Here is a 21,634-nt window from a genome sequence, read left to right as displayed (position 1 = left end):
AAAAGTCCACCGGGGTGGACTTAGTATTGTTGTTTATTTGCACGAAGCATCATAATCGTCGAGCAGCTTTTTATACATATCGGTAAACAGCGCGGTGCGGTATTTCATGTTGATCCTGGAAGCTTCAGCGCCTCTTTTCCCTTTCAGCAGGGCCTTGCGTTCGGCATCCGTGGCTTTTTTGTTTTCTTTGAAGGTTTTGTTGGAGAAATAGTCGTTCTTCCGGGCTTCATCCACTTTGGCCAGGAATTCGGGGCAGTCGGCACCCACTTCTTCATACGCGCGGTAAAACTTTTTGTACAGTTTCTTCAGGTTGAACAAATCGAGCGGGGTCAGCGAACTGTAATCCACCGGCGCGATGGCAAAGGTTTCATTGGGCTTGCTCAGGTAAATCATCACATAGGTAAGCTGGCACTGGTCTTCATTCCCATTGAATCCCGCGGAATTGTTGTCTCCGAAATCGGCCTTGCACATCATACTGCGGTAACCGTACATATTGATTTTTCCTTTCTCCATCAGTGGCAGCATCAGCACCTTTCCTTCCGATTCCACTTCCAGGTTGCTGTTGATTTCCTTTACCAGGCGTTTGTCCAGCTGGAATGTTTCCTGGGTTTCTTCGTTGGTATAAAGCAGGCTTTTGATTTCAGAAACGGGAATCCGCTGAACCTGCGTATCGCTTTTGGCAGATTTGAATTTTACTTCCTTACGATCCAGGTTCGCATATTTCGGGCCTCTTCCCATCACGCTGAAGGTGGCTACGTCCGGAAGCATGAAGTCCTGGGCAAACCCTTTTCTGGTACTGCCGTCTTCCATCAGGATTTCGATAGGGATAAAATCCCGCTTGCCGGTATAGAACTGTAAAGACTGGGCGAAGAACTGCTGAACCGAGAGCAGCACTAAAATCAGGAAGCTGAGTTTTTTCATGGTTTTAAATTTTTATAATCTGCGCAAAACTAAAAAAAGTACCCAAATGATGAGTACTTTTTAATAACAATTCGTAATAAATTTTAGTTTTTCTTTCCGGCGGCCTGCATCGGGTTGACTCTTCCGTTGGAAGCGCCTCTGGTGGCCCCGGCTTCTTTCTGCTTAAACAGATCGAATTTGGAAACCTGGGTGTTTCCGCCGTCGTTGCTCCAGAAATTGTTGGAGGTATCGATATCGGCCGTTTCCCGCATCGGGTCCAGCTGGATGGATTTTAATTTCTTGTCGAAATAATAGGTCTTGGAAACTTTCTGTTCGTTCAGTCTCCAGATCTGGGCAGACGATTTGTCTTTCAGCTTTGTTCCGTCCTCGAAGGTAAATTCAAGAATGATCGGCATGACCAGTCCGCCTTTGTTGGTGAAGTCGATCTGATAAGCGGTCATGTTTTTAAACTTGTCTTTTTCCTTTTGGGTTAAAGGCTCGGTTCCTTCAGTTTTGAGAACGTATTCTTTGGTATTGTCCACTTTTTCCTGGCCCCTGTCGTAGCGGTAGTAGAAATCCTGGGCTTCCTTGTCTTTATCGACGTAGAACGTAATGTTCTTGTCCTCCCGGTTCCTGATTTTGGAAATGTCTTCAAAATCATTCTGTGCAGGCTTGTCTACTTTATATTTGTTTTCCTTAGCTTCCCTTGGTGCCGTTTCAAGATCCGGTGTGGCAATGGTTACTTTATCGATGGCGATATCCACGGGGTCCGTTCCGTAGAACCACCCTCTCCAGAACCAGTCGAGGTCTTCGCCGCTCGCATCTTCCATCGTCCTGAAGAAATCCGCAGGCTCAGGATGCCTGAAGGCCCATCTTTTCGCATAGGTTTTAAAGGCTTTGTCGAAAAGCTCCCTTCCCATAATGGTTTCCCGGAGGATATTCAGCCCCGTTGCCGGTTTGGAATAGGCATTCGGACCGAACTGGATGATGTTTTCCGAATTGGACATGATCGGTTCCAGCTGGTCTTTCGGTAACTTCATATAGTCGGTAATGGTCCAGGCCGGGCCTCTTTTGGAAGGGAATTTATTGTCCCACCGTTCTTCGGTGAGGTATTCCACAAAAGTGTTCAGCCCTTCGTCCATCCAGCTCCATTGTCTCTCGTCGGAGTTGATGATCATCGGGAAGAAGTTGTGTCCCACCTCGTGGATCACCACACCGAGCATTCCGTTCTTGATCCCTTCGGAATAGGTTCCGTCTTTTTCCGTTCTTCCGTAGTTGAAACAGATCATCGGGTATTCCATTCCGTTAGCCGCTTCCACCGACTGCGCTACCGGGTAAGGGTAAGGAATCGTAAATTCCGAATACGTCTTGATGGTGTGCGCTACGGCTTTGGTTGAATATTTACGGTATAAATTGTAGGCTTCTTTCGGGTAAAAGCTCATGGCCATTACCTTGTTGTTGTTTTCAGGAATGGTAACGCCCATCCCGTCCCAAACGAATTTCCTGGAAGAGGTCCATGCAAAATCCCTCACGTCATTGGCTTCAAAGCTCCAGGTCTTTCTCTGTTTGGAATGGTTTTTCTCCGCTTTTTTCGCTTCATCCAGGGTCACGATCTCCACCGGTTCCCCTGAAGTTCTGGATTTATTATATCGCGCTAATTGTTCTGCCGTTAAAACCTGGTCGTAATTTTTACATTCTCCCGTTCCGCCGACTACGTGGTCTGCCGGAACGTTCATGTTTACTTTAAAGTTCCCGAAAACCAGGGCAAATTCGCCCCGTCCGGTAAACTGGTGGTTCTGCCATCCGTGGAAATCGCTGTAGACGCACATTCTCGGGTACCACTGCGTCATAGTGTAAAGGTCGTTTCCGTCTTCGGCAAAGTTTTCATAACCGCCGCGGCCGCCCATTTTTATCCGGTTCGGGATGTTGTAGTTCCAGTCGACTTTAAAAACCAGCTTTTCTCCTTTTTTCAGGACTTTCGGCAGGTCGATCCGCATCATGGTTTTGTTGACCGTATATTTCAGCGGTGTTCCGGAAGCATCGGTTACTTTTTCAAGGTTTACCCCGTAGCCATTGTCGGAAGCAGGAAGTTCCGTCGGGCGGAGCTGCTGGTCGTTGGAAGCTTTCGGAAGGGTAGAGGAGGAAGGGAAATCGGCTTTTTTTACCGTCGACTGCTGGTTTTCGTCCAGTTGGAGCCAGATGTAATCCAGGTCGTCGGGAGAATTGTTGTAATAGGTAATGGTTTCCGAACCTTTCAGATTCCTTTTGTCTTCATCCAGATAGGCATTGATGGTATAATCTGCCCTGTTCTGCCAGTAGCCGTGACCCGGTGCTCCGGAAGCTGTTCTGTAGATGTTGGGTGTAGGAAGGATGGTTCCCAGCTGTTCGAACCGGTTTCCGTGGTTGCTCCCCGGATTGTTCTGGATATTTTGTGCGGTGAAACCTGTATACGCAAATACAGAAAAGGAAAGTATGGCAACTTTTAGTTTCATAACCGAAATTGTTTTAAGGATTTTCAAATATAACGATAAGTAGCTGAAAAACCGGAAATGTTTCAGCGTCAGAACGGAATTCTTTCCAATGTCATTTTCAGGGACAGGGCAAAGACTCCGGAAGAGACAAACAGCACCCAGTCTTTCTGGTTGACTTTAAATATTTTAAGAAGGATAAATAAGACGATCAGAATTCCGAAAACAATGGCGATCTGCCCGAGCTCCAGCCCGATATTAAACCCTAAAAGCGGAACGGCCAGACTCTGGCTCTTGGCGATCATTACCCTGGCCGTATTGGCAAACCCCATTCCGTGGATCAGGCCGAAGATCAGGGCTAAATAATAATTGGCTTTCATCAGCGTCTGCTTTTTGTTCTTCATCAGGATGTTGTCCAGTGAAGTTAAAACGATGGTCAGCGGAATCAGGAATTCCACCCAGGCCGAATTGATCCTGACAATATCGAAGGTACTTAAAGCCAATGTGATCGAATGGCCGATGGTAAAAGCCGTGATCAGAATTAAGATCTTTTTTAAGTCGTTAAAGGAATAAACGGCGATCAGCGCCAGCACAAAAAGCTGATGATCAAGGGCGTCGAGTGAAATAATGTGTTCCCATCCCAGGTTGAGGTAAAATAAAAAATCCTGCATTGTTAAATGATTTTTTCGAACTGCGATGATACAAAATTTATTCTAACTTTGTGTAAAATTAAACGGTATGATGGTCAATATAGAATTGGAAAATACGGCAGATTTCGCGTTTATAAAGAAACTTCTGGAAAATATCAAAGGCATCAAGTCGGTTTCCATAGCACAGGATGAGGAATTGTATGAAGACGGTACCCCGAAATGGTTTATCGAAAAGCTGTCTGAATATGCTGATCGTCTTGAGGAAAAAGAAATGATTTCCGAGGAAGAGTTTTTTGCAAACGCCAGAAAAAAAGTATGCGAATTATATTCTCGGAAATAGCGAGCCGAAGTTATGAAGATATCATTGAATTTCTTTCCAGAAATTGGACTGAGAAAGAAATTAGCCTGTTCATCGATGAAGCAGAAAAAGTAGCCGAAAAATTAAAAAAAGGTAAATTTAATTTATATCAAAAATATTCTCATAATGTCCGTTCAGCGCTAATCGGTAAAAAACACGTACGAATGTTTTTTAGAAAGGAAAGTGAAGACCTGATCAAAGTCCTTCTTTTTTTTGATATGCGGCAGGATCCGCAAAAACTCCTAGATTTGTTGTCATGAAAAAACTCCTTTTCTTTTTTTCGGTCTTATTGGTATTTTTCTCTTTTACCGGAGCGAAGCATCCTTATCATGTAGGCTCGGTGGAAATCAGTTATAATCAGAAATCAAAGACTTTTGAAGTCACCGGACGCTTTTTTCTGGATGACCTGGAAAACGGCTTGAATACCAAATACGGAAAATCCCTGCATTTCAACGATCCGAAATTTAAAACCCAACTCAACGAATCCCTGAAAAACTATGCTTCCGAATATTTTAAGCTGAAAGCCAACAACAAATTCCTGAATGTAAATTATGTAGGTTACGAGGAAGACCATGAGTCGGTAAACATCTATCTTGAATCGGAAAAGATCGAAGCACCTAAAAAAGTAGAAGCCGCCGTAAGCTTCCTGTATAATTTATTTGATGACCAGATCAACATCGTCCACATCATCGTGAACAGGGAACGGAAAAGTGAAAAGCTAACGTATCCGAACCGGTACCTTTTCCAGCAGTTTTAATCAGTTTTCCAGCTGCAGCAGAGCATGGATCCCTTTGGCATGCTCCAGCAGATCCGGAAAAAAATCATCATAACATTCCTGAAGGAAATTTTTATTTTTCAGAAAAGCTTCATGAACGGGAATGTCCGTATTTAAATATTTTGCTTTGTTCAGAACGTTCCGCATGCTGTAGCCGATGTTCTTTTCGTACCGGTAGTTGTACAGCCAGTCACCTTCTTCCATCTTTTCCAGCATGCTCCTGAAGTTTTCAGGCAGGTATTCGTAATTTTCATTCAGAACCCGGTAGACTTTTACCGAATGGTTTTTCCAGCTCTTTAAGGAATGTAATTTCATATCATTCGCCACAAAATAATCCATTGACACATCTACAAAAGCACCTGCATACAATCTTACCAAAGGTGCAAACACTTTTTTCGCTTCATGAATGGCCGGATGGGCATCGGTAAACGTATCGATCGCCCGGTGCATCGTAATCCCGTCCTGAATGTCTTTCGGAAAAGAAAAACGATCCCTGTTCCGGATAAAATCCTCCAGGAACTGGCCGACGATCTGCCCGTCGGTAAAGGATAGAAAAGAGTGCGCAAGGTAATTCATTAGGTAAAAATAAGAAAAATAACGTTGGTAGCGCTGTTAGGGCTTAAAGCCCTAACAGCGCTACCAAAGCTAGAATCTCCTCCAGCGCCAGCATCGGATCATCAATCCCATTGCTGATTTTAAACAACGATGAATACCGGTATCCTTCAACATTTTCCGTAATTCCGTGTTTCAGCGGATTGTTATGGATATAGCGGATGGTATTGATCAGTTGTTCTTCAGTAGTAATTAATTTTCTCCTGAACGGTAATTCAAACAATTTTCCCGTCCTTCCGAAATGTTTGTTGATGGCCTGGGTGTAGCTGTTGAAGGTATTGGAAAATTGCTGGCTGATGATTTTGGGAACGTCGGTTTTGCTTTTTTCCGGGAAGGCCTGCCGTATTTCCTGCTCCGGTTTTATCCGGATCAGAAAATGGAAGTGGTTCCGTAGAAGGCAATAGGCATATACCGAGGCAATCGGTGCGATTTTACGGCGCATCAGGGAAAGGAAATAATGGTAATTCAGATCATCGAAGAATAACCTTTGTCCGTTGATTCCTCTGTTGTACACATGGTAGAAGCATTCCGCCTCTAAAGGATAAACATTTTTTTTCATAGCGTGTTTTTTAAGTGGTTGGCAAAGGTTGTTAGAGCTTTAAGCTCTAACAACCTAGAAAAGGCGTTCGTGAAAATCTTCGATTTTACTCACTTCTTCTATTTTGATTCCGAATTTTTTCTTCGGGAGCTTGTTTAAATTGGAAATAAAAATCTTTTCATAACCGAGCTTTTCGGCTTCGGTAATCCGCTGTTCGGCCTGGGCAATCGGGCGGATTTCTCCACTAAGGCCGATTTCTCCGGCGAAACAGTAATGTTCGGAGATGGCGATATCATCATTCGAGGACAGGATGGACGCTACGACGGCTAAATCCAATGCCGGGTCATCGGTCTTGATTCCTCCGGTGATGTTCAGGAAAACGTCTTTGGCACCCAGTTGGAAGCCTGCTCTTTTTTCGAGAACCGCAAGAAGCATGTTGAGTCTTTTGGCGTCAAAACCGGTTGAGCTTCTCTGCGGGGTTCCGTACACTGCGGTGCTGACCAGGGCCTGGATTTCCAGCAGCATTGGCCGATTTCCTTCTAGGGTCACGGCTACCGAATTTCCGGAAAGTTCCTCAAATTTTTTAGTGATAAGAATTTCGGAAGGGTTTTTTATTTCCTTTAACCCCTGGGAAACCATTTCATAAATCCCGATCTCGGAAGTGGATCCGAAACGGTTTTTATTGGCTCTGAGCAGGCGAAACAGGTGATTCCGGTCACCATCAAAATTCAAGACGACATCCACCATGTGTTCGAGCACTTTCGGGCCGGCAATCTGGCCGTCTTTGGTAATGTGTCCCACCAGGAAAACAGGAACGTTGTTTTCTTTCGCATATTTGATAATCTCGTTGGAGCATTCCCTGATCTGGGAAACGGTTCCCGGCGAGCTTTCAATGAGTTGTGACTGTAACGTCTGAATAGAATCGATGATCACAAAATCCGGCTCCAGCTTTTGAGCTTCGTGAAGGATCTTTTCCAGATTGGTTTCCGTAAAAAGGAAGCAGTTGGGATTCTGGATCTCCGTAAGCCGGTCGGCCCTCATTTTAATCTGGGACGCGCTTTCTTCCCCTGAAACATAAAAAATTTTCTTTTTCATTTTCAAAGCGAGCTGAAGGAGCAGGGTAGACTTTCCGATGCCCGGCTCACCGCCGATCAATGTAACGGAACCCAATACGATTCCGCCGCCGAGTACCCGGTTGAGCTCTTCGGAAGGCGTCTTGATCCTCGGTTCCTCACTCGTCTCGACCTCAATGATATTGATCACGTTCTGTTTCGATTTTGAAAAAGGCGGGGTTTTGTGGGAGGAGGGCTTCTCCACGATTTCTTCCACCAGGGTATTCCACTGTCCGCAGCTTTTGCATTGCCCCATCCACTGTGAATACTGGGCACCGCAATTCTGACAGAAATATGCTGTTTTTAATTTTGCCATACCGCGAAGTTCAAAAATTTTTTTGAATTTTTCCTCCGGATTTTAGTTAATTTTCGGCCATGAAAAATATTTTTTTAAGCCTGATGGTTTTTGTGGTGATGTCTTTGCTGCATGCGCAGTTTGCAGATTGGGAGGTCGGTTTTCTGAAATTACCGGGTGGAAGTTATGGAATGTTCTCTGGGTTTATGCTTATTTTCTGCTCCGTCGTTACCGGGATAGGTGTATTGACGGTCGCTATTTTCAGGAGAAATTATTATTCCATACTTAGAATGGCTGTTTTGTTTGAAGTGATTCATCTTCTCTTTTTAGCTATTTCAGGAAATAATCCCTTTTTATATTTTTATAAGGCGACCCATGAAAACCTTTTAATGGTGATGGTGTATGGGAATGCAATTGCCGTATTCCTGATCATGTATCTGCTTGATGTTTTATACTTAAAAATAAATTCTTTAAACCGTAAAAAATAACATAGATCAACTCGCTATTATAGGAACTGGTTTATATTTGTATTAAAATTAATCTTAAATATTATGAAGAAAGTATTCTTAACTTTTGTACTGGCACTATTCGGTGTTATAAGTTTTGCACAGACGACCTGGAGAGTAGACCCTATGCATTCCTCCGTCAATTTCAATATCAGGCATATGGGGATCAGCTTCGTACAGGGGCGATTTGATAAATTTGACGGAAAAGTAATCACTGCAGCCAATAATCTGGACAATGCGGAACTTTCCTTTTTTGTTGAGGTAGCCACGATCAACACCGGTGTTGAAATGAGGGACAAGCATCTTAAGAGTGCGGATTTCTTTGATGCTGAAAAATTTCCGAGGATGAGCTTTGAATCAGGATCCGTTACGAAAGATAAAAACAATACATATCTGCTGAAAGGAAAACTGACGATTAAAGAGGTAACCAAAGAAATTACCGTTCCGGTAACTTTCGGAGGAGTTACCAAAAACCAGCAGGGAAAAGAAGTAATGGGATTCCAGACTGCCTTTAAGGTAAACCGTCTGGATTATAACATCAAATATGATCCTACCGGAGCCGGTGTGGCAAAAGACGTTGACGTTAACTTATATTTTGAGTTGGTTAAGCAGTAATTCCATGTTATATGGGTTTAAAAAAAAAGGTTCTCAAGATGTTGGGAACCTTTTTTATATAGAGCCTGTTTAAATTTACCTTTTATATTTTAACATTAAGAATTTAAGGCATTTTAGCTTAAAAAATCAATATGTCGGTTGCCCGGCAATATTCAATTAAGTCAATTGAAATCATCGTATTAAAGTGAAGAATAAACAAAGTTTATTTAATTCAGAAAATTAAGAGAAATGACGGAAAGTTTGATGAATTAAAATTTTAAACAGGCTCATAGAAAAATGAAAAATATTAGCCGATTACATTTTTAAACGTTTTTCTTCTGATAATAATACCCCATTATCATTGTTGCCAGAGCAAGTAATAAAAGGATCAGGCCCTTGGTCCCGGTATATTTATTAAGCAATAAAGCAGATAAAATGAGGATCCATCCCGAGAGAAAATAATAATTTGCCGTCCGGGAGTTCCGGTATTCGGGCTTGTTTTTGCGGTAGGGAATGATGATAAAACTCAGATGCGCCAGAATGGATCCGTTGAGGATATCAATCAGGTGATGCTGATAAGTCGTCAGTGTTGAAATACCCAACAGGATCAGCCAGATCATCAGGAAAGTCCGCCATTTTGAAAGTTCTTTAAACACCGACCAGAATAGGAAGGCAAAAGCAATGTGCAATGATGGAGACTGGTTGAAAGGGGAATCGAACGTTTTTAAAAATGAAAAGGGAAGTTCCAAAATACGATGGGAAACTTCAGGTTTTGCAAAGGAAAACTTCAAAGGCACGGCAATAAAGAAAATGCCCGCGATAACCGTTACAAAAAGTATACGCCAGGTTAATATTTTTAACTGGTATTTGTCTTTACATGAAAAAAATACCATGCAGAAAAAAAGCCCGCCTGCCATGTACGGAATGATCGACAGGGGCACAAATGGGATCGACTTTTCGAAGCCGAAAGTGAATGACGGCACATCATCCAAAGAAGATGCATACCAGGTACAGAGATTATAAATGGTCATGAAGGCGATAGTACAGACGGTTAATGCAAATATCTGCTGCCAGATTTTCAGTTGCTTTTCAGTCATTCGTTTTCTTAACATCATAGGATTTAGCAGGAAGGAGGAAATATCCGGTCGTAATTTCATGATCTGTTTATCTTTGAAGGGGAATAATAATTCATTTTCTTCAATCACTTTGAAAATGATTTTATGTAAATTAAAAATGATTTTATCAGCAGCCTGATGCGATTTCATTTAAAAGAAAAGCTTTGGTACTATGCAACTTGCAGGATAGCACATGCTGTGACGGGATAAAACGGAACTTTATGTTCGGTATAAAGTTATGGTACAGGATGTGGCAGCTGTTGCCATTTTGATTCGTTGTAGAGGCGGGAATCATGACTAATATTAGGTTTCTTGCGTTTCGGTAAGATCAAATATAAATAAAAAGTTTCATTAAATTTATGAAACAAGCTGCTATTTCTTAATTTGATAAATCTAAAAAATTGCTTTGTATTTCTTTTTCCCATAACTTTGCACAAACCTAATCTAATGAGTAAAAAGAATACTAAGTACATCTTTGTAACAGGAGGTGTGACTTCATCTTTGGGAAAGGGAATCGTTTCTGCTTCTCTGGGCCTTCTACTAAAATCACGTGGCTTCAACGTAACCATCCAAAAGCTTGATCCTTATATCAACATTGATCCGGGAACCTTGAATCCGTATGAACATGGAGAATGCTATGTAACCGAAGATGGTGCGGAGACGGATCTGGATTTAGGTCACTACGAGCGCTACCTGGATGCGCCGACTTCCCAAAACAACAACGTTACAACAGGAAAAATCTACCAGACGGTAATTGAAAAGGAAAGAAAAGGAGATTTCCTGGGGAAAACGGTTCAGGTAATTCCTCACATCACGAACGAAATCAAGCGGAGAATTAAAATTTTATCCAAACAGAACTACGACATTATTATTACGGAGATCGGTGGAACGGTAGGGGATATTGAATCTCTGCCTTATATCGAGACCGTGCGTCAGCTGAAATGGGAATTGGGTGAAAAGAATTCGATGGTAATTCACCTTACTTTATTGCCGTATCTGGCTTCCAGCGGAGAATTAAAGACAAAACCTTCCCAGCATTCGGTTCGCCAGTTAATGGAGAGCGGAATCATGGCGGACGTCCTGGTTTGCCGTACGGAGCATAAAATACCGAAAGATCAGAGAGCAAAACTAGCCCAGTTCTGTAACGTATCGTTGGATAATGTTATTGAATGTAAAGATCTGGATACCATTTATGAAGTTCCGATGTATCTTCAGAAGCAGAACTTCGATGATGTGGTTATGAAAGAGCTGGATCTCAAGAGCGATAAGGATGCGGATCTTAAAGAATGGAAAACTTTCTTAAAGAAATTCCAGAATCCTAAAAAATCGGTGGAGATCGCTTTGGTTGGAAAATATGTCTCTTTGCAGGATTCCTATATCTCCATTGCCGAAGCCTTCAAACATGCCGGTGCGGATCTTGAAACCGAAGTGAAGATCAGATGGGTATACAGCGGGGATCTGACTAAAGAAAATATAGGAGAAACGTTATCCGGAGTAAACGGGATCCTTGTGGCTCCGGGATTCGGAGACCGGGGAATTGAAGGAAAAGTACTGACTGCTCAGTATGCAAGGGAAAATAAGATCCCAATGTTGGGGATCTGTCTGGGAATGCAGATCATGACGATTGAATTTGCAAGAAATGTGTTAGGGTATTCCAAAGCAAATTCTGTGGAATTCGATACTTCAACGGAACATCCTGTGATTTCATTAATGGAAGAGCAGAAAAATGTAGTTGAAAAAGGAGGAACCATGCGTTTGGGCGCCTGGAAATGTTCTCTCAAGAACGGCTCTAAGCTTAATGACATTTACGGGACTAAAAATATTACGGAAAGACACCGTCACCGGTATGAATTCAACAGCGATTATATGGGCGAGTTTGAGCAAAACGGTTTCCAGGCAACCGGTACCAATCCGGAAACAGGCCTGGTAGAAGCATTGGAAATGCCGGACCATCCGTTTTATGTAGGGGTTCAGTATCACCCGGAATATAAGAGTACGGTGTATACGCCGCATCCTTTATTTATTGCTTTTATAAAAGCATGTACCCGGAAATAAAGTAATCAAAAAGTAAAGACGTCCTATTATAAAACTCAGGCTGAAATAATCAGCCTGAGTTTATTTTTTGAGCCAGGCAACAATTTCTTTAAATACCTGTTGCCAATGGTTTTCGTTTTATTGTCATTGCATTTCCTTATTAGTCTTTAGGTTAGTCATATTGATTCTGCTAATTAAATCTTTTCGGCTAAAAGTTGGTTAACTCTCATGTTCGTTGGAACCGCCGTAGAAAGTAAATTTAAATCTCATGCGTCTCATCATACACCTCTACTGATTATTCTCATCCTGAGTTTATTATATTGTAATAGAGTAGAGTATAGAGTTTTGATAAAAAAACAGTATTTTTGTCGACTCAAATCAGGTACATACGATGATGTACAGAAAAAGATAAAATTTAATTAAAGATAAAATGCAACAGAACAACGGACTCGATAAAAGTCAGATTATCAGTTTTGCGGTTTTATGTGTGATTCTTTTCGGGTTCATGTTCTATTTCCAGAACAAGCAATCGAAAGAGGATCAGATGAAAGCTGAGCAACAGAAGACCGAGCAGGTGAAAAATGCCGTAAAACCTACTCAGGCCAACAATATCAATCCTAATGTAACGCCGAATGCCATTCAGACCGCCAGTCTCGCAAACAACGCACTGAAACTTGAATTCAACAGTTTAGGAGGACAGGTCTCTAAAGTGGAGCTGGTAAAATATAAAGCCTACGATCACAAAACAGACCAGGCAGATCTTCCGCTGTATCTGATTACCAAAAACAACTCCAATTACGGGTTTCAGTTTAAAGATAAAACCGGAAAAATCATCAACACGAAAGATTTGGTTTTTGCTCCGGCAGTTAACGGAAATGTGGCTACTTTGACAGCTGACTATAATGGGGCAACGATTCAGTTCGTTTATACCTTAAATAATAACCCGAAAGCAGAACTGAAAGACCAGTATGCCGTAGACTTTAAAGTAAGGACCCAGGGGCTTTCAAAAATCACCGCTGACAATAAAGCGGATTTTATCTGGGATTACAATGTAAGAAATCTTGAAAAAGGCAGAGCCCAGGAACAATCCCACTCTGAATTCTCCTATGCATTCAATAATTACAAAGATTATGACTATGACGGAAGAACAACGATGGATGAGGAAAAAGAGACCCTTAACTGGATTGGAGTAAAGCAACAGTTCTTCGCATCGGTGATCGAATCCAAAACAGGATTTACCCAAAGTAAAGGAAACCAGGAAGCGGTAGAAGAAGGGGAATATCTGAAGAAATTAAACTATGAAGGTTTTGTTCCAATGGCCGGCAGCGAGCTGAATCAGGATTTTACCTGGTATTTTATGCCTTTGGATTTGCCATTGTTGAAATCTTACGATAAAAACTTTGATGAGATTCTTCCGTTGGGATGGGCTTTCATCGGATGGATGAACAGAGGATTCTTTATTCCTATTTATAATTTCATTGCTTCATGGGGATTAACTGCAGGATGGGCCATTTTCTTACTGACGATTTTGGTGAAACTGATCCTGTCGCCGATTATGTATAAGCAGCATAAGTTAAGTGCAATGATGAGGGTAATCCGTCCGGAAATTGATGAGGTGAATGCCAAATTCAAGGATGCCGATGCCATGAAGAAACAGCAGGCTACAATGGAGGTCTACCGGAAAGCCGGAGTGAATCAGATGGCGGGATGCCTTCCGGCGTTGGTTCAGATTCCGATCTTCTATGCCTTATTCCGTTTCTTCCCGAATTTTATTGATCTGAGAGGACAAGGCTTCTGGTTTGCCAAAGATCTGACAGCTTATGACGACCTGATTAAATTGCCTTTTAAAGTACCTTTCCTTGGAGACCACTTAAGCATTTTTGCCTTGGCCTGTACCATTGTGATCCTGATCTATACCATAATGACTTCGGGAAATATGCAGCAGCCGCAACAGGAGGGAATGCCGAATATGAAAGTATTGATGTATATTTTCCCGATTACATTCCTGTTTTTCTTAAATACATCTGCATCCGGTCTTTCATGGTATTATTTTGTATCGAATGCAATTAACATTCTTATTATTCTTGTCATTAAATATGTAATTCTGGATGAAAAGAAAATCCATGCACAGATCCAGGCTAACAAAGAAAAGCCGAAGACTGAAGGGAAGTTCCAGAAAAAAATGAGGGAAATGATGGAGAAGGCTCAACAGCAGCAAACCTATCAGGAACAACAGAAAAATAAAAAGAAATAATCTTATTATTTATTGATAAAAAAGAATCCGCTTCATGTAATGAGGCGGATTTTCTTTTATAAGAAGAAAGAGCATTTATTTAAAATAAAAGTCTGTCTAATGTTTTGATATAGGGTTTTTACATATATATATTATGGTATGACTTTGTAAGTTCAATCATATTTAAGCCTGAAGGATTGGCGGTGATATTTGGTTGGCCCGAATTTAATCAAAGCTTCCTGATGTTTTTTGGTAGCATAGCCGAAATTGGTATCCCATCCATACTCCGGATGTTCTTCATGAAGTTCGATCATCAGCTGGTCCCGATAATTTTTTGCGAGAATAGAAGCGGCGGCAATCGACAGCACTTTTGAATCGCCTTTAATGATGCATTCATGAGGAATGAAATTGTACGGATGAAACCTGTTGCCGTCAACCAGAATCAGTTCCGGCCTCGTCATCAGTTGGTCGAGTGCGCGGTGCATTGCATGAATACTGGCATTCAGGATATTATGTTCATCAATGAAAGCCGGAGGAAGTTCGGCGATCGCATATTCTTTAACATGCTCTTTGATATAGCCATCAAGATCCATCCTTGTCTTAAAATTAAGTTTTTTTGAATCATTAACTAAATTTTGGTTAAAATTTTCATCCAAAATAACCGCTGCGGCTACTACAGGGCCACACAAACAGCCTCTACCTACCTCATCACATCCTGCTTCAACATAAAAAACAGACCATTTTTTTATTAAATCCATAATTATTATAAAATATGAAACATTTAACTATGCAATATTAAATATTTTTAACAAAATATTTGGTTACTTTAAGAAAGTTTTACATATTTGCAAATAATAAAAAATAATCAATTTAAATATGAAGAAATTAACTACAAGTGTTTTGGCAGTTGTTCTTACATCCTCTTTCATGGTTGTGAACGCGCAAAATACACAAGGTGATACTTTAAGAACTCAGGACATTCGTGAAGTGGTTGTTACGGGAGCTTTGGGTATTAAAAAGAGACAAGATGCTGTTGTTACCAGTAACAAAGTAATTGATACTAAAGAACTTAATCAGGCTGTAAATCCAAATGCCGCGCAAGCATTAACAGGTAAAGTTCCAGGATTATTAATTAACACGACAAGTAACTCTGTAAATAGCCAAGCAACGGTAACGATAAGAGGACCGAGATCTATTTCAGGAAACAATCAGGCATTAGTAGTAATTGATGGTGCAATTTCTACATTAGGTATTTTCCAACAGCTACCTCCAGAAATAGTTGAGAGTGTGAATGTAATTAAAGGACAGCAAGGTTCAGCATTATATGGTGAAAAGGGGAGTAACGGAGTTATTGTTGTCACTACAAAAAGAGGTACTAAATCTGAAAAAATTCAATTTACACTTACATCATCTGTGGATGTATCTTCGATTTATAAAACTCCAATTCGTCAACAGATTTACGGACAAGGTTGGACAGGTGAACCAACCGCTTTTAGTAGTACAGAATATGGTGGTACAAATTGGGTTCCTTATGAAAATGGAAGCTGGGGACCTGCATATTCTGATCCTCAGATTGGCGGACAAAATCTAATTGCAGGTTTACCGCAACCAGACGGCAGAGTTATTTATACTACTTTTTCTCCAAAAAAAGATAATATGGATAAATTCTTTAAAAATGGAGTATTAATGCAAAACGGAGTCTCGATGAATGTTGGTGGAAAAGATTCCTATTCTTTTTTATCTTTCAATAGAGTCGAAAATGACTTTATGATTGAAGGCGATCAGTTAAAAAGAAATACCTTCTTTTATAAGGGAGGCAAACAATTAGGTAAATTCAGAATTGATGCGACATTTAATCTAATTGATCAGAATACTTCACAGACGGGAGGTAACTTATATGCGCAGCTTTTACAGACTCCTACCAATATCAATGTTAGAGATTATGCAAGCGGTAGTATGTCAGGGCATTGGACTGGATTTTCATATAGTCCTTATTGGCTAAGAGATCATTTACGTAATGATTCTAATACAACCACTTTTAATGGTATTGTATCTATGGGGTATGAATTTAATAAGAATATTAGTTTAACCTACACAGGTAATATGACTACATTATCAAGTGTAACAGAAGCTCATACAGATGGATATACTTCAGTTGATGACGTACCATATTCTGGAACTGGAACTCCATATGATGGAACGGCTTTTTTAGATTATGGATCTACACCAGTAACATCTAGTTATAATAAATCTTTGACAAAATCTTGGAGATATTATGGTGATTTGATGTTAAATTTTAATTATGATTTAACAGATAATCTAAATTTTAAATTAAATGTTGGTAATAATATTCAAGATACAAAAGAGGAATATTCTCAAGTCGGTGGAACAAATTTACAAATTCCAGGATGGTATAATATTCAAAATGTACTTAATCCAACTCCTTTTTATAGTCTTAACAATAATAAGTATAGAAAAAGAAATGTTGCATGGTTTGGTAACTTGGATTTAGGGTATAAAGATTATTTATTCTTAAATGCAACTTACAGATATGAGCAATCTTCTGTTTTAAGTATACACGAAACTCCACTTCCTGGAGAAGCACAAAGACCATTGAAAAATCAGGGCTATTCTTATTATTCTGCAGGGGTTTCATTTATTCCAACAAAAGCTTTTGTTAATTTAACTAACGGGAATATATTATCTTATGCAAAGGTAAGTGGAGGCTTCACAAGAACCGGAAACTCTATTTTAGATGCTTATTCTGTTGATGAGGTTGGAGTTTTTCCAACTGGTTATCCGTTTGGGTCACTTTCTTCATACATTCTAAATAGAAATCCTGTTTCACAAGATATTAAACCTGAGTTCAATAATACTTTAGAGGCGAACCTAAGTTTAGGTTTTGTTAAAGATAGAATAACATTTGACGGATCTGTATATCAAACAAAGACCGATGGATTGATTACTAATAGTGGTGTTTCAAATACAACAGGGATTAGTGCCGTTTTTGATAATGCAGGATCAATGAGAAACCGAGGATTTGAATTGGAATTAGGCTTAACTCCATTTAAGTCAAAGAACTTTGAATGGAATTTAAAAGGATCTTATGCAACTTATAAATCACTCGTAACTAGTTTAGATAATGGTGCCGTAACAGTACCTAGAGCAACGTCTGGATATGGCATACCAGCAGGGTTGTATGCTGTTTTGGGAGGAAGTGCAAACACTATTATGGGTACTGCATATCAAAGAGATACACAAGGCAGAATTATTGTTGATGCTGCAGGTTTACCTGTAGTAAGTAGCCAATACCAGGTATTAGGTAAATTAGATCCTGATTATACTTTAACTTTTAGTACATCAATAAGATTTAAGAGCTTTACGCTAAGTGCAGTTGCAGACTATAGAACTGGAAACAGTTTTGTTTCAGAAGCTAAGAATTTAATGTCTTATGTTGGAACGCTTGAAAAAGAAGCAGATTTTGATCGTTCTAAAGGTTATGTAATCCCTAATTCAGTACAGAATACAGGAACTGCTTCAAACCCAGTTTATGTAGTGAATACAACTCCTGTAGGAAATAATGCTTCTTATGCAGGAACAGTAAACTATTTTACAACTAACTATGGAAGTGATATCGCAGAAGAATTTGTAATCGATGGGACTGCACTAAAAGTTAGGGAAATAGCTTTAAATTATTCTATTCCAAAAACAGTTCTTTCAAATACTTTTGTAAATAGTATGAGTATTGGAGTGTATGCTAGAAATCCTTTTGTGATATATGCTAAAGATAACCGAAACTTTGGTGATGCAGAGATGCAATCTTTTAATGCCGGGAGTTTAGCTGTAAGTCAGTATCCTACAGCAAGAAACTTTGGGTTTAACGTTAATATAACTTTCTAAATCATTTAAAATGAAAAAATTTAAATATATAATTTCGTCACTTATTACTGTGGCATCTTTAATATCTTGTAATAATTATTTAGATGTTAATGAAAATCCTAATGCTATTCATGCGGAAAATATAACACCGGAATTATTATTTCCAGGGGCAGTATCTAATGCTTATAGAGTGCAGGCTGGTGATATGATGCAATTCGGAAATTTAATGATGAATTCTTGGGCCGGTGATGTATATCATTATGGAGGTTTATATCCTAATGAATTTTCATTATCAGCAGTAAATAGTCAGTTTTATGATGGAATTTGGGATGGAATTTATCTAAATGTCAATAATTTTGTTGCAATAGAAAATTATCCCAATACAGACCATAGACAAGATAAATATATTGCCATGGCGAAGGTTATGAAGGCTTTTTATATGCAATACATTGTCGATTTATACGGTGATGCACCATTTAGAGATGCCTTTAAAGGTCAAAATAATCTTGCTCCAAAATATGATAATGACGTTGATATCTATAAAACTCTTATAACAAATCTTGATGAGGCTGTTGCTTTAATAACATTAAATGATCCTGATGCTATTGCTCCTGCAGGTAAAGATATTGTTTTTGCTGGAGATATGAATAAATGGAAATCTTTTGCATATACTCTTAAGCTGAGATTTTTATTAAGAATGTCCAATGTTACAGGTGATTTAGCAAATTACAGAAATACACAATTAGCTTCTTTAAGTGCAGCAGTTGGTACTTCTGGATCTGGATTTATTTCAGGTGACGTTCTTGAAAATCCTGGTTATAGTACTTCAACTAATGATAAAATGAACCCATTCTTTCTAGGTTATTTTTATAATTCAGCTGGAAATGAGGTTCAAAACCACATCGTTATTACTGCTTCAGAAAATTTAGCAATTGCTTTAAATGGAAATATCGGAGGCAATACAACTGCTGAATACCAAAAATTTAATGGTCTTACTGATCCTCGGAGATTTAGATTGTTTACAAGCGTAACTTATAATGGAGTTCCACAGGTAAAAGGAGTAAGGCAAGGCGCGACGTCTGGTCAGCCTGGAGCTCCAACAGATAATCAAAATGTTTCAAAATTAGCAGTTGGAAACGTTGTTGGTAGTACAGCCGTAGGTAGTATTGCTCAACTATTAGCTGTAGGAGGCACTAGATCAGGGGTAATTATGTCTCTAGCAGAAGCTAAGTTTTTACTAGCAGAAGCTTCTTTAAGGTATCCTTCCTTATTTACTAGTGGTCAGGCGGCATTTAATGCTGGAGTTTTAGCATCTGGAGTTTGGGTTGGTGCCAATTCTGCTTCGATGAATACTTATATTACTCAAACCGCAACTAGACCAGGTCTAGGTTGGGTTGGTACTGATGCTCAAAAATTGGAAGCTATCATGACCCAGAAATGGATTGCTCTTACAAACGTAAATCCAACTGAAATGTATGTTGAATATAATAGAACAGATCTGCCTTACAATCCTGTTGCTGTATCTGCAGTAAAAACAAGAAGACCATATAGATTGGTTTATCCTAATTCTGAATATGCAACCAATTCAGCTAATGTTCCAAATATTTCAAGCGACGTTGTATTTACTAAGAATCAATACACTCCATTCTGGAACCAAAACTAATTTTTGCCTAGCAAATTTTAATATCAAAACCGCCTTCGGGCGGTTTTTTTATTTCCGTATATTTGCAGTTCGAGAATAAGAAGTCTCATTATTTTAAATAACAGATAATGAATATTAAAAAAATAATAGAAGAAAAACTTTCGGAGGTGATTTTAAATGTTTTTCAGTTGAAAGACATCCAGCTGGAAGTTCAGGAAAATAAAACGGAATTCGAAGGGGATTTTACGGTTGTGACTTTTCCATTGGTGAAGCAGCTGAAGAAAAATCCTGAAAGCATCGGAATGGAACTGGGAGATGCCTTAACACAACAGACCGAACTGTTGGATAGCTTTAATGTGGTAAAGGGCTTTCTTAACATTAAGATTAAAAATCAATTTTTTGTCGATAATTTTCAGGGAATTTCCGAAGATTTTAATGCTATAGAGAAACAGAACTCTACGGTGATGATTGAGTATTCTTCCCCGAATACCAATAAGCCATTGCATTTGGGACACGTCCGAAACAATTTATTAGGGTTTTCTGTAGCCGAAATTTTAAAAGAGGCAGGCTATGAAGTAATCAAAACCCAGATTATCAATGACCGCGGAATCCATATCTGTAAATCGATGCTGGCCTGGGAGAAATTTGGCAAAGGCGAAACTCCGGATGTTACAGAAACGAAAGGTGATAAATTCGTTGGGAATTACTACGTAAAGTTTGATCAGGAATACAAAAAAGAAGTTTCAGAACTTGTTGCTCAGGGTATGACTGAAGAGCAGGCAAAGAAAGAAGCACCGCTGATTAAAGAAGCCCAAAAAATGTTGCTGGACTGGGAAAACGGCGAGGAACATGTAAGAAACCTCTGGAGCGAAATGAACTCGTGGGTCTATAAAGGATTTAACGAAACCTACACCAGACTGGGCGTTGATTTCGATCAGGTACAGTACGAAAGCAATACGTATATTTTAGGGAAAGACCTGATCCAGGAAGGACTGGAGAAAGGGATATTGTACCAGAAAGAAGACGGTTCGGTCTGGTGTGACCTGACAGAGGAAGGACTGGATCAGAAGTTACTGTTGCGTTCAGACGGAACTTCGGTATATATGACGCAGGATCTGGGGACGGCCGTTGAGCGTTTCAAACAGAATGATATTCAGAAACTGATTTATACGGTCGGAAACGAACAGGATTACCATTTCCAGGTATTGTTTAAAATATTAGGAAAGTTAGGATATTCCTGGGCAGATCAATTGTATCATTTGTCTTATGGAATGGTGGAATTACCGAACGGTAAAATGAAGTCCCGTGAAGGAACAGTTGTGGATGCCGATGAACTGATGCAGGAAATGTACGAAGCTGCTAAAACCAAAACCACCGAATTAGGAAAGCTGGAAGGGCTGACGGAAGAAGAAAAAGAAGTTTCCTATGAAATCATCGGGCAGGCCGCGCTGAAGTATTTTATGCTGAAAGTGGATCCGAAGAAAAAAATGCTATTCAATCCGGAAGAGAGTATCGATTTTAACGGGAATACTGGGCCTTTTATCCTTTATACGTATGCCAGAATCCAGTCTTTATTGGGGAAAGCAGATTATCAGTTTAAAGTTATGGCGGATGTTCAGCTGAATGCTCAGGAAAAAGAGCTGGTGATGCTGCTGGCCAATTACAAGCCTACGGTTGGCAAAGCCGCCGAACTGTTAAGCCCGGCTTTAATCGCCAATTATCTGTATGAGCTGGTGAAAGCCTATAATTCCTTCTATCAGAGCAATCCGGTTCTGAAAGCGGACGATAAAAATGTAAAGCAGCTAAGACTGAATTTATCAGACTATACGGCAAAAACCATACAGAAATCCTTAGGTTTATTGGGAATAAAAACCGTAAACCAGATGTAAAAATAAAACCTTCAGTATTCCTGAAGGTTTTTTT

Annotated in this window: 18 protein-coding genes; 10 read left to right on the top strand and 8 right to left on the bottom strand. The window is 39.8% G+C overall.

Features of this window, described 5'->3' with window-relative positions; genetic code table 11:
• Positions 1-33 precede the first annotated feature (33 nt).
• The 3 genes from CHA01nite_RS08800 to CHA01nite_RS08790 all read right to left on the bottom strand — a co-directional run bounded on the left by CHA01nite_RS08800 (position 34) and on the right by CHA01nite_RS08790 (position 4,039).
• Positions 34-921, bottom strand: coding sequence for a hypothetical protein (locus CHA01nite_RS08800; RefSeq protein WP_146940948.1), 888 nt, complete (start codon positions 919-921; stop codon positions 34-36).
• An 83-nt stretch (positions 922-1,004) separates the two neighbouring features.
• Positions 1,005-3,392, bottom strand: coding sequence for a M1 family metallopeptidase (locus tag CHA01nite_RS08795; RefSeq protein WP_146940947.1), 2,388 nt, complete (start codon positions 3,390-3,392; stop codon positions 1,005-1,007).
• A gap of 68 nt (positions 3,393-3,460) precedes the next feature.
• The gene (locus CHA01nite_RS08790) at positions 3,461-4,039 is read right to left on the bottom strand and encodes a HupE/UreJ family protein (RefSeq protein WP_146940946.1); all 579 of its coding nucleotides are present in this window, start codon (positions 4,037-4,039) and stop codon (positions 3,461-3,463) included.
• Between the two features lie 67 nt (positions 4,040-4,106).
• Between CHA01nite_RS08790 and CHA01nite_RS08785 the strand changes: the two genes are divergently transcribed.
• Genes CHA01nite_RS08785 through CHA01nite_RS08775 form a run of 3 tightly spaced genes read left to right on the top strand, consistent with a single transcriptional unit; the run spans position 4,107 to position 5,133 of the window.
• Positions 4,107-4,358 (top strand): hypothetical protein, encoded by a 252-nt coding sequence (locus CHA01nite_RS08785; protein WP_146940945.1) that lies wholly within the window; start codon positions 4,107-4,109, stop codon positions 4,356-4,358.
• A complete protein-coding gene (locus CHA01nite_RS08780; protein WP_146940944.1) occupies positions 4,334-4,636 on the top strand; it encodes a type II toxin-antitoxin system RelE/ParE family toxin in 303 nt (100 codons plus the stop codon). The genes CHA01nite_RS08785 and CHA01nite_RS08780 overlap by 25 nt, the downstream gene beginning before the upstream one ends.
• Positions 4,633-5,133: a DUF6702 family protein gene (locus CHA01nite_RS08775; RefSeq protein WP_146940943.1), complete on the top strand. Its 501-nt coding sequence runs from the start codon at positions 4,633-4,635 to the stop codon at positions 5,131-5,133. Before CHA01nite_RS08780 ends, CHA01nite_RS08775 begins: the two co-directional genes overlap by 4 nt.
• On the opposite strand, the gene CHA01nite_RS08770 is transcribed toward CHA01nite_RS08775, so the two are convergent.
• From CHA01nite_RS08770 to radA, 3 genes are read right to left on the bottom strand one after another with little or no spacing between them, the layout of a single operon-like run.
• A complete protein-coding gene (locus tag CHA01nite_RS08770; protein WP_146940942.1) occupies positions 5,134-5,727 on the bottom strand; it encodes an acyl carrier protein phosphodiesterase in 594 nt (197 codons plus the stop codon). It abuts the gene before it with no gap.
• A 43-nt stretch (positions 5,728-5,770) separates the two neighbouring features.
• Positions 5,771-6,322, bottom strand: coding sequence for a hypothetical protein (locus CHA01nite_RS08765; RefSeq protein WP_228458377.1), 552 nt, complete (start codon positions 6,320-6,322; stop codon positions 5,771-5,773).
• A gap of 54 nt (positions 6,323-6,376) precedes the next feature.
• Positions 6,377-7,729: a DNA repair protein RadA gene (radA, locus tag CHA01nite_RS08760; RefSeq protein WP_146940941.1), complete on the bottom strand. Its 1,353-nt coding sequence runs from the start codon at positions 7,727-7,729 to the stop codon at positions 6,377-6,379.
• A 59-nt stretch (positions 7,730-7,788) separates the two neighbouring features.
• Here radA and CHA01nite_RS08755 point away from each other — a divergent pair, with 59 nt between their 5' ends.
• On the top strand, positions 7,789-8,196 hold the full coding sequence (locus CHA01nite_RS08755; RefSeq protein WP_146940940.1) for a hypothetical protein: 408 nt from the start codon (positions 7,789-7,791) through the stop codon (positions 8,194-8,196).
• A 63-nt stretch (positions 8,197-8,259) separates the two neighbouring features.
• Positions 8,260-8,829, top strand: coding sequence for a YceI family protein (locus tag CHA01nite_RS08750; protein WP_146940939.1), 570 nt, complete (start codon positions 8,260-8,262; stop codon positions 8,827-8,829).
• A gap of 302 nt (positions 8,830-9,131) precedes the next feature.
• On the opposite strand, the gene CHA01nite_RS08745 is transcribed toward CHA01nite_RS08750, so the two are convergent.
• Positions 9,132-9,905 carry a phosphatase PAP2 family protein gene (locus CHA01nite_RS08745; RefSeq protein ID WP_170234707.1) on the bottom strand — a complete coding sequence of 258 codons (774 nt, stop codon included), beginning with the start codon at positions 9,903-9,905 and terminating at the stop codon, positions 9,132-9,134.
• Positions 9,906-10,370: 465 nt separating this feature from the next.
• Between CHA01nite_RS08745 and pyrG the strand changes: the two genes are divergently transcribed.
• Together pyrG and yidC are read left to right on the top strand one after the other, a co-directional pair.
• Positions 10,371-11,978 (top strand): CTP synthase, encoded by a 1,608-nt coding sequence (pyrG, locus tag CHA01nite_RS08740; RefSeq protein WP_146940937.1) that lies wholly within the window; start codon positions 10,371-10,373, stop codon positions 11,976-11,978.
• A 409-nt stretch (positions 11,979-12,387) separates the two neighbouring features.
• Positions 12,388-14,211, top strand: coding sequence for a membrane protein insertase YidC (gene yidC / locus CHA01nite_RS08735; protein ID WP_146940936.1), 1,824 nt, complete (start codon positions 12,388-12,390; stop codon positions 14,209-14,211).
• 152 nt (positions 14,212-14,363) lie between these two features.
• On the opposite strand, the gene rnhB is transcribed toward yidC, so the two are convergent.
• Positions 14,364-14,948: a ribonuclease HII gene (gene rnhB, locus CHA01nite_RS08730; protein ID WP_146940935.1), complete on the bottom strand. Its 585-nt coding sequence runs from the start codon at positions 14,946-14,948 to the stop codon at positions 14,364-14,366.
• A gap of 118 nt (positions 14,949-15,066) precedes the next feature.
• Between rnhB and CHA01nite_RS08725 the strand changes: the two genes are divergently transcribed.
• The 3 genes from CHA01nite_RS08725 (at position 15,067) to argS (ending at position 21,600) form a co-directional block, all read left to right on the top strand.
• A complete protein-coding gene (locus tag CHA01nite_RS08725) occupies positions 15,067-18,090 on the top strand; it encodes a SusC/RagA family TonB-linked outer membrane protein (protein WP_146940934.1) in 3,024 nt (1,007 codons plus the stop codon).
• A 10-nt stretch (positions 18,091-18,100) separates the two neighbouring features.
• Positions 18,101-19,732 (top strand): SusD/RagB family nutrient-binding outer membrane lipoprotein, encoded by a 1,632-nt coding sequence (locus CHA01nite_RS08720; RefSeq protein ID WP_146940933.1) that lies wholly within the window; start codon positions 18,101-18,103, stop codon positions 19,730-19,732.
• 107 nt (positions 19,733-19,839) lie between these two features.
• Positions 19,840-21,600, top strand: a complete 1,761-nt coding sequence (argS, locus tag CHA01nite_RS08715; protein WP_146940932.1) for an arginine--tRNA ligase — start codon at positions 19,840-19,842, stop codon at positions 21,598-21,600.
• Positions 21,601-21,634 lie beyond the last annotated feature (34 nt).

It is taken from the genome of Chryseobacterium hagamense, assembly GCF_007991455.1.
In the GTDB taxonomy this organism is placed as follows: Bacteria; Bacteroidota; Bacteroidia; order Flavobacteriales; family Weeksellaceae; genus Chryseobacterium; species Chryseobacterium hagamense.
Note: the sequence above shows the minus strand (reverse complement) of the source record. Positions and strands in the feature narration are given on the sequence as shown.

Coding starts and splice junctions, on each gene's coding strand:
- CHA01nite_RS08800 (WP_146940948.1), bottom strand. CDS start 921: ATGAAAAAACTCAGCTTCCTGATTTTAGTGCTGCTCTCGGTTCAGCAG.
- CHA01nite_RS08795 (WP_146940947.1), bottom strand. CDS start 3,392: ATGAAACTAAAAGTTGCCATACTTTCCTTTTCTGTATTTGCGTATACA.
- CHA01nite_RS08790 (WP_146940946.1), bottom strand. CDS start 4,039: ATGCAGGATTTTTTATTTTACCTCAACCTGGGATGGGAACACATTATT.
- CHA01nite_RS08785 (WP_146940945.1), top strand. CDS start 4,107: ATGATGGTCAATATAGAATTGGAAAATACGGCAGATTTCGCGTTTATA.
- CHA01nite_RS08780 (WP_146940944.1), top strand. CDS start 4,334: ATGCGAATTATATTCTCGGAAATAGCGAGCCGAAGTTATGAAGATATC.
- CHA01nite_RS08775 (WP_146940943.1), top strand. CDS start 4,633: ATGAAAAAACTCCTTTTCTTTTTTTCGGTCTTATTGGTATTTTTCTCT.
- CHA01nite_RS08770 (WP_146940942.1), bottom strand. CDS start 5,727: ATGAATTACCTTGCGCACTCTTTTCTATCCTTTACCGACGGGCAGATC.
- CHA01nite_RS08765 (WP_228458377.1), bottom strand. CDS start 6,322: ATGAAAAAAAATGTTTATCCTTTAGAGGCGGAATGCTTCTACCATGTG.
- radA (WP_146940941.1), bottom strand. CDS start 7,729: ATGGCAAAATTAAAAACAGCATATTTCTGTCAGAATTGCGGTGCCCAG.
- CHA01nite_RS08755 (WP_146940940.1), top strand. CDS start 7,789: ATGAAAAATATTTTTTTAAGCCTGATGGTTTTTGTGGTGATGTCTTTG.
- CHA01nite_RS08750 (WP_146940939.1), top strand. CDS start 8,260: ATGAAGAAAGTATTCTTAACTTTTGTACTGGCACTATTCGGTGTTATA.
- CHA01nite_RS08745 (WP_170234707.1), bottom strand. CDS start 9,905: ATGACTGAAAAGCAACTGAAAATCTGGCAGCAGATATTTGCATTAACC.
- pyrG (WP_146940937.1), top strand. CDS start 10,371: ATGAGTAAAAAGAATACTAAGTACATCTTTGTAACAGGAGGTGTGACT.
- yidC (WP_146940936.1), top strand. CDS start 12,388: ATGCAACAGAACAACGGACTCGATAAAAGTCAGATTATCAGTTTTGCG.
- rnhB (WP_146940935.1), bottom strand. CDS start 14,948: ATGGATTTAATAAAAAAATGGTCTGTTTTTTATGTTGAAGCAGGATGT.
- CHA01nite_RS08725 (WP_146940934.1), top strand. CDS start 15,067: ATGAAGAAATTAACTACAAGTGTTTTGGCAGTTGTTCTTACATCCTCT.
- CHA01nite_RS08720 (WP_146940933.1), top strand. CDS start 18,101: ATGAAAAAATTTAAATATATAATTTCGTCACTTATTACTGTGGCATCT.
- argS (WP_146940932.1), top strand. CDS start 19,840: ATGAATATTAAAAAAATAATAGAAGAAAAACTTTCGGAGGTGATTTTA.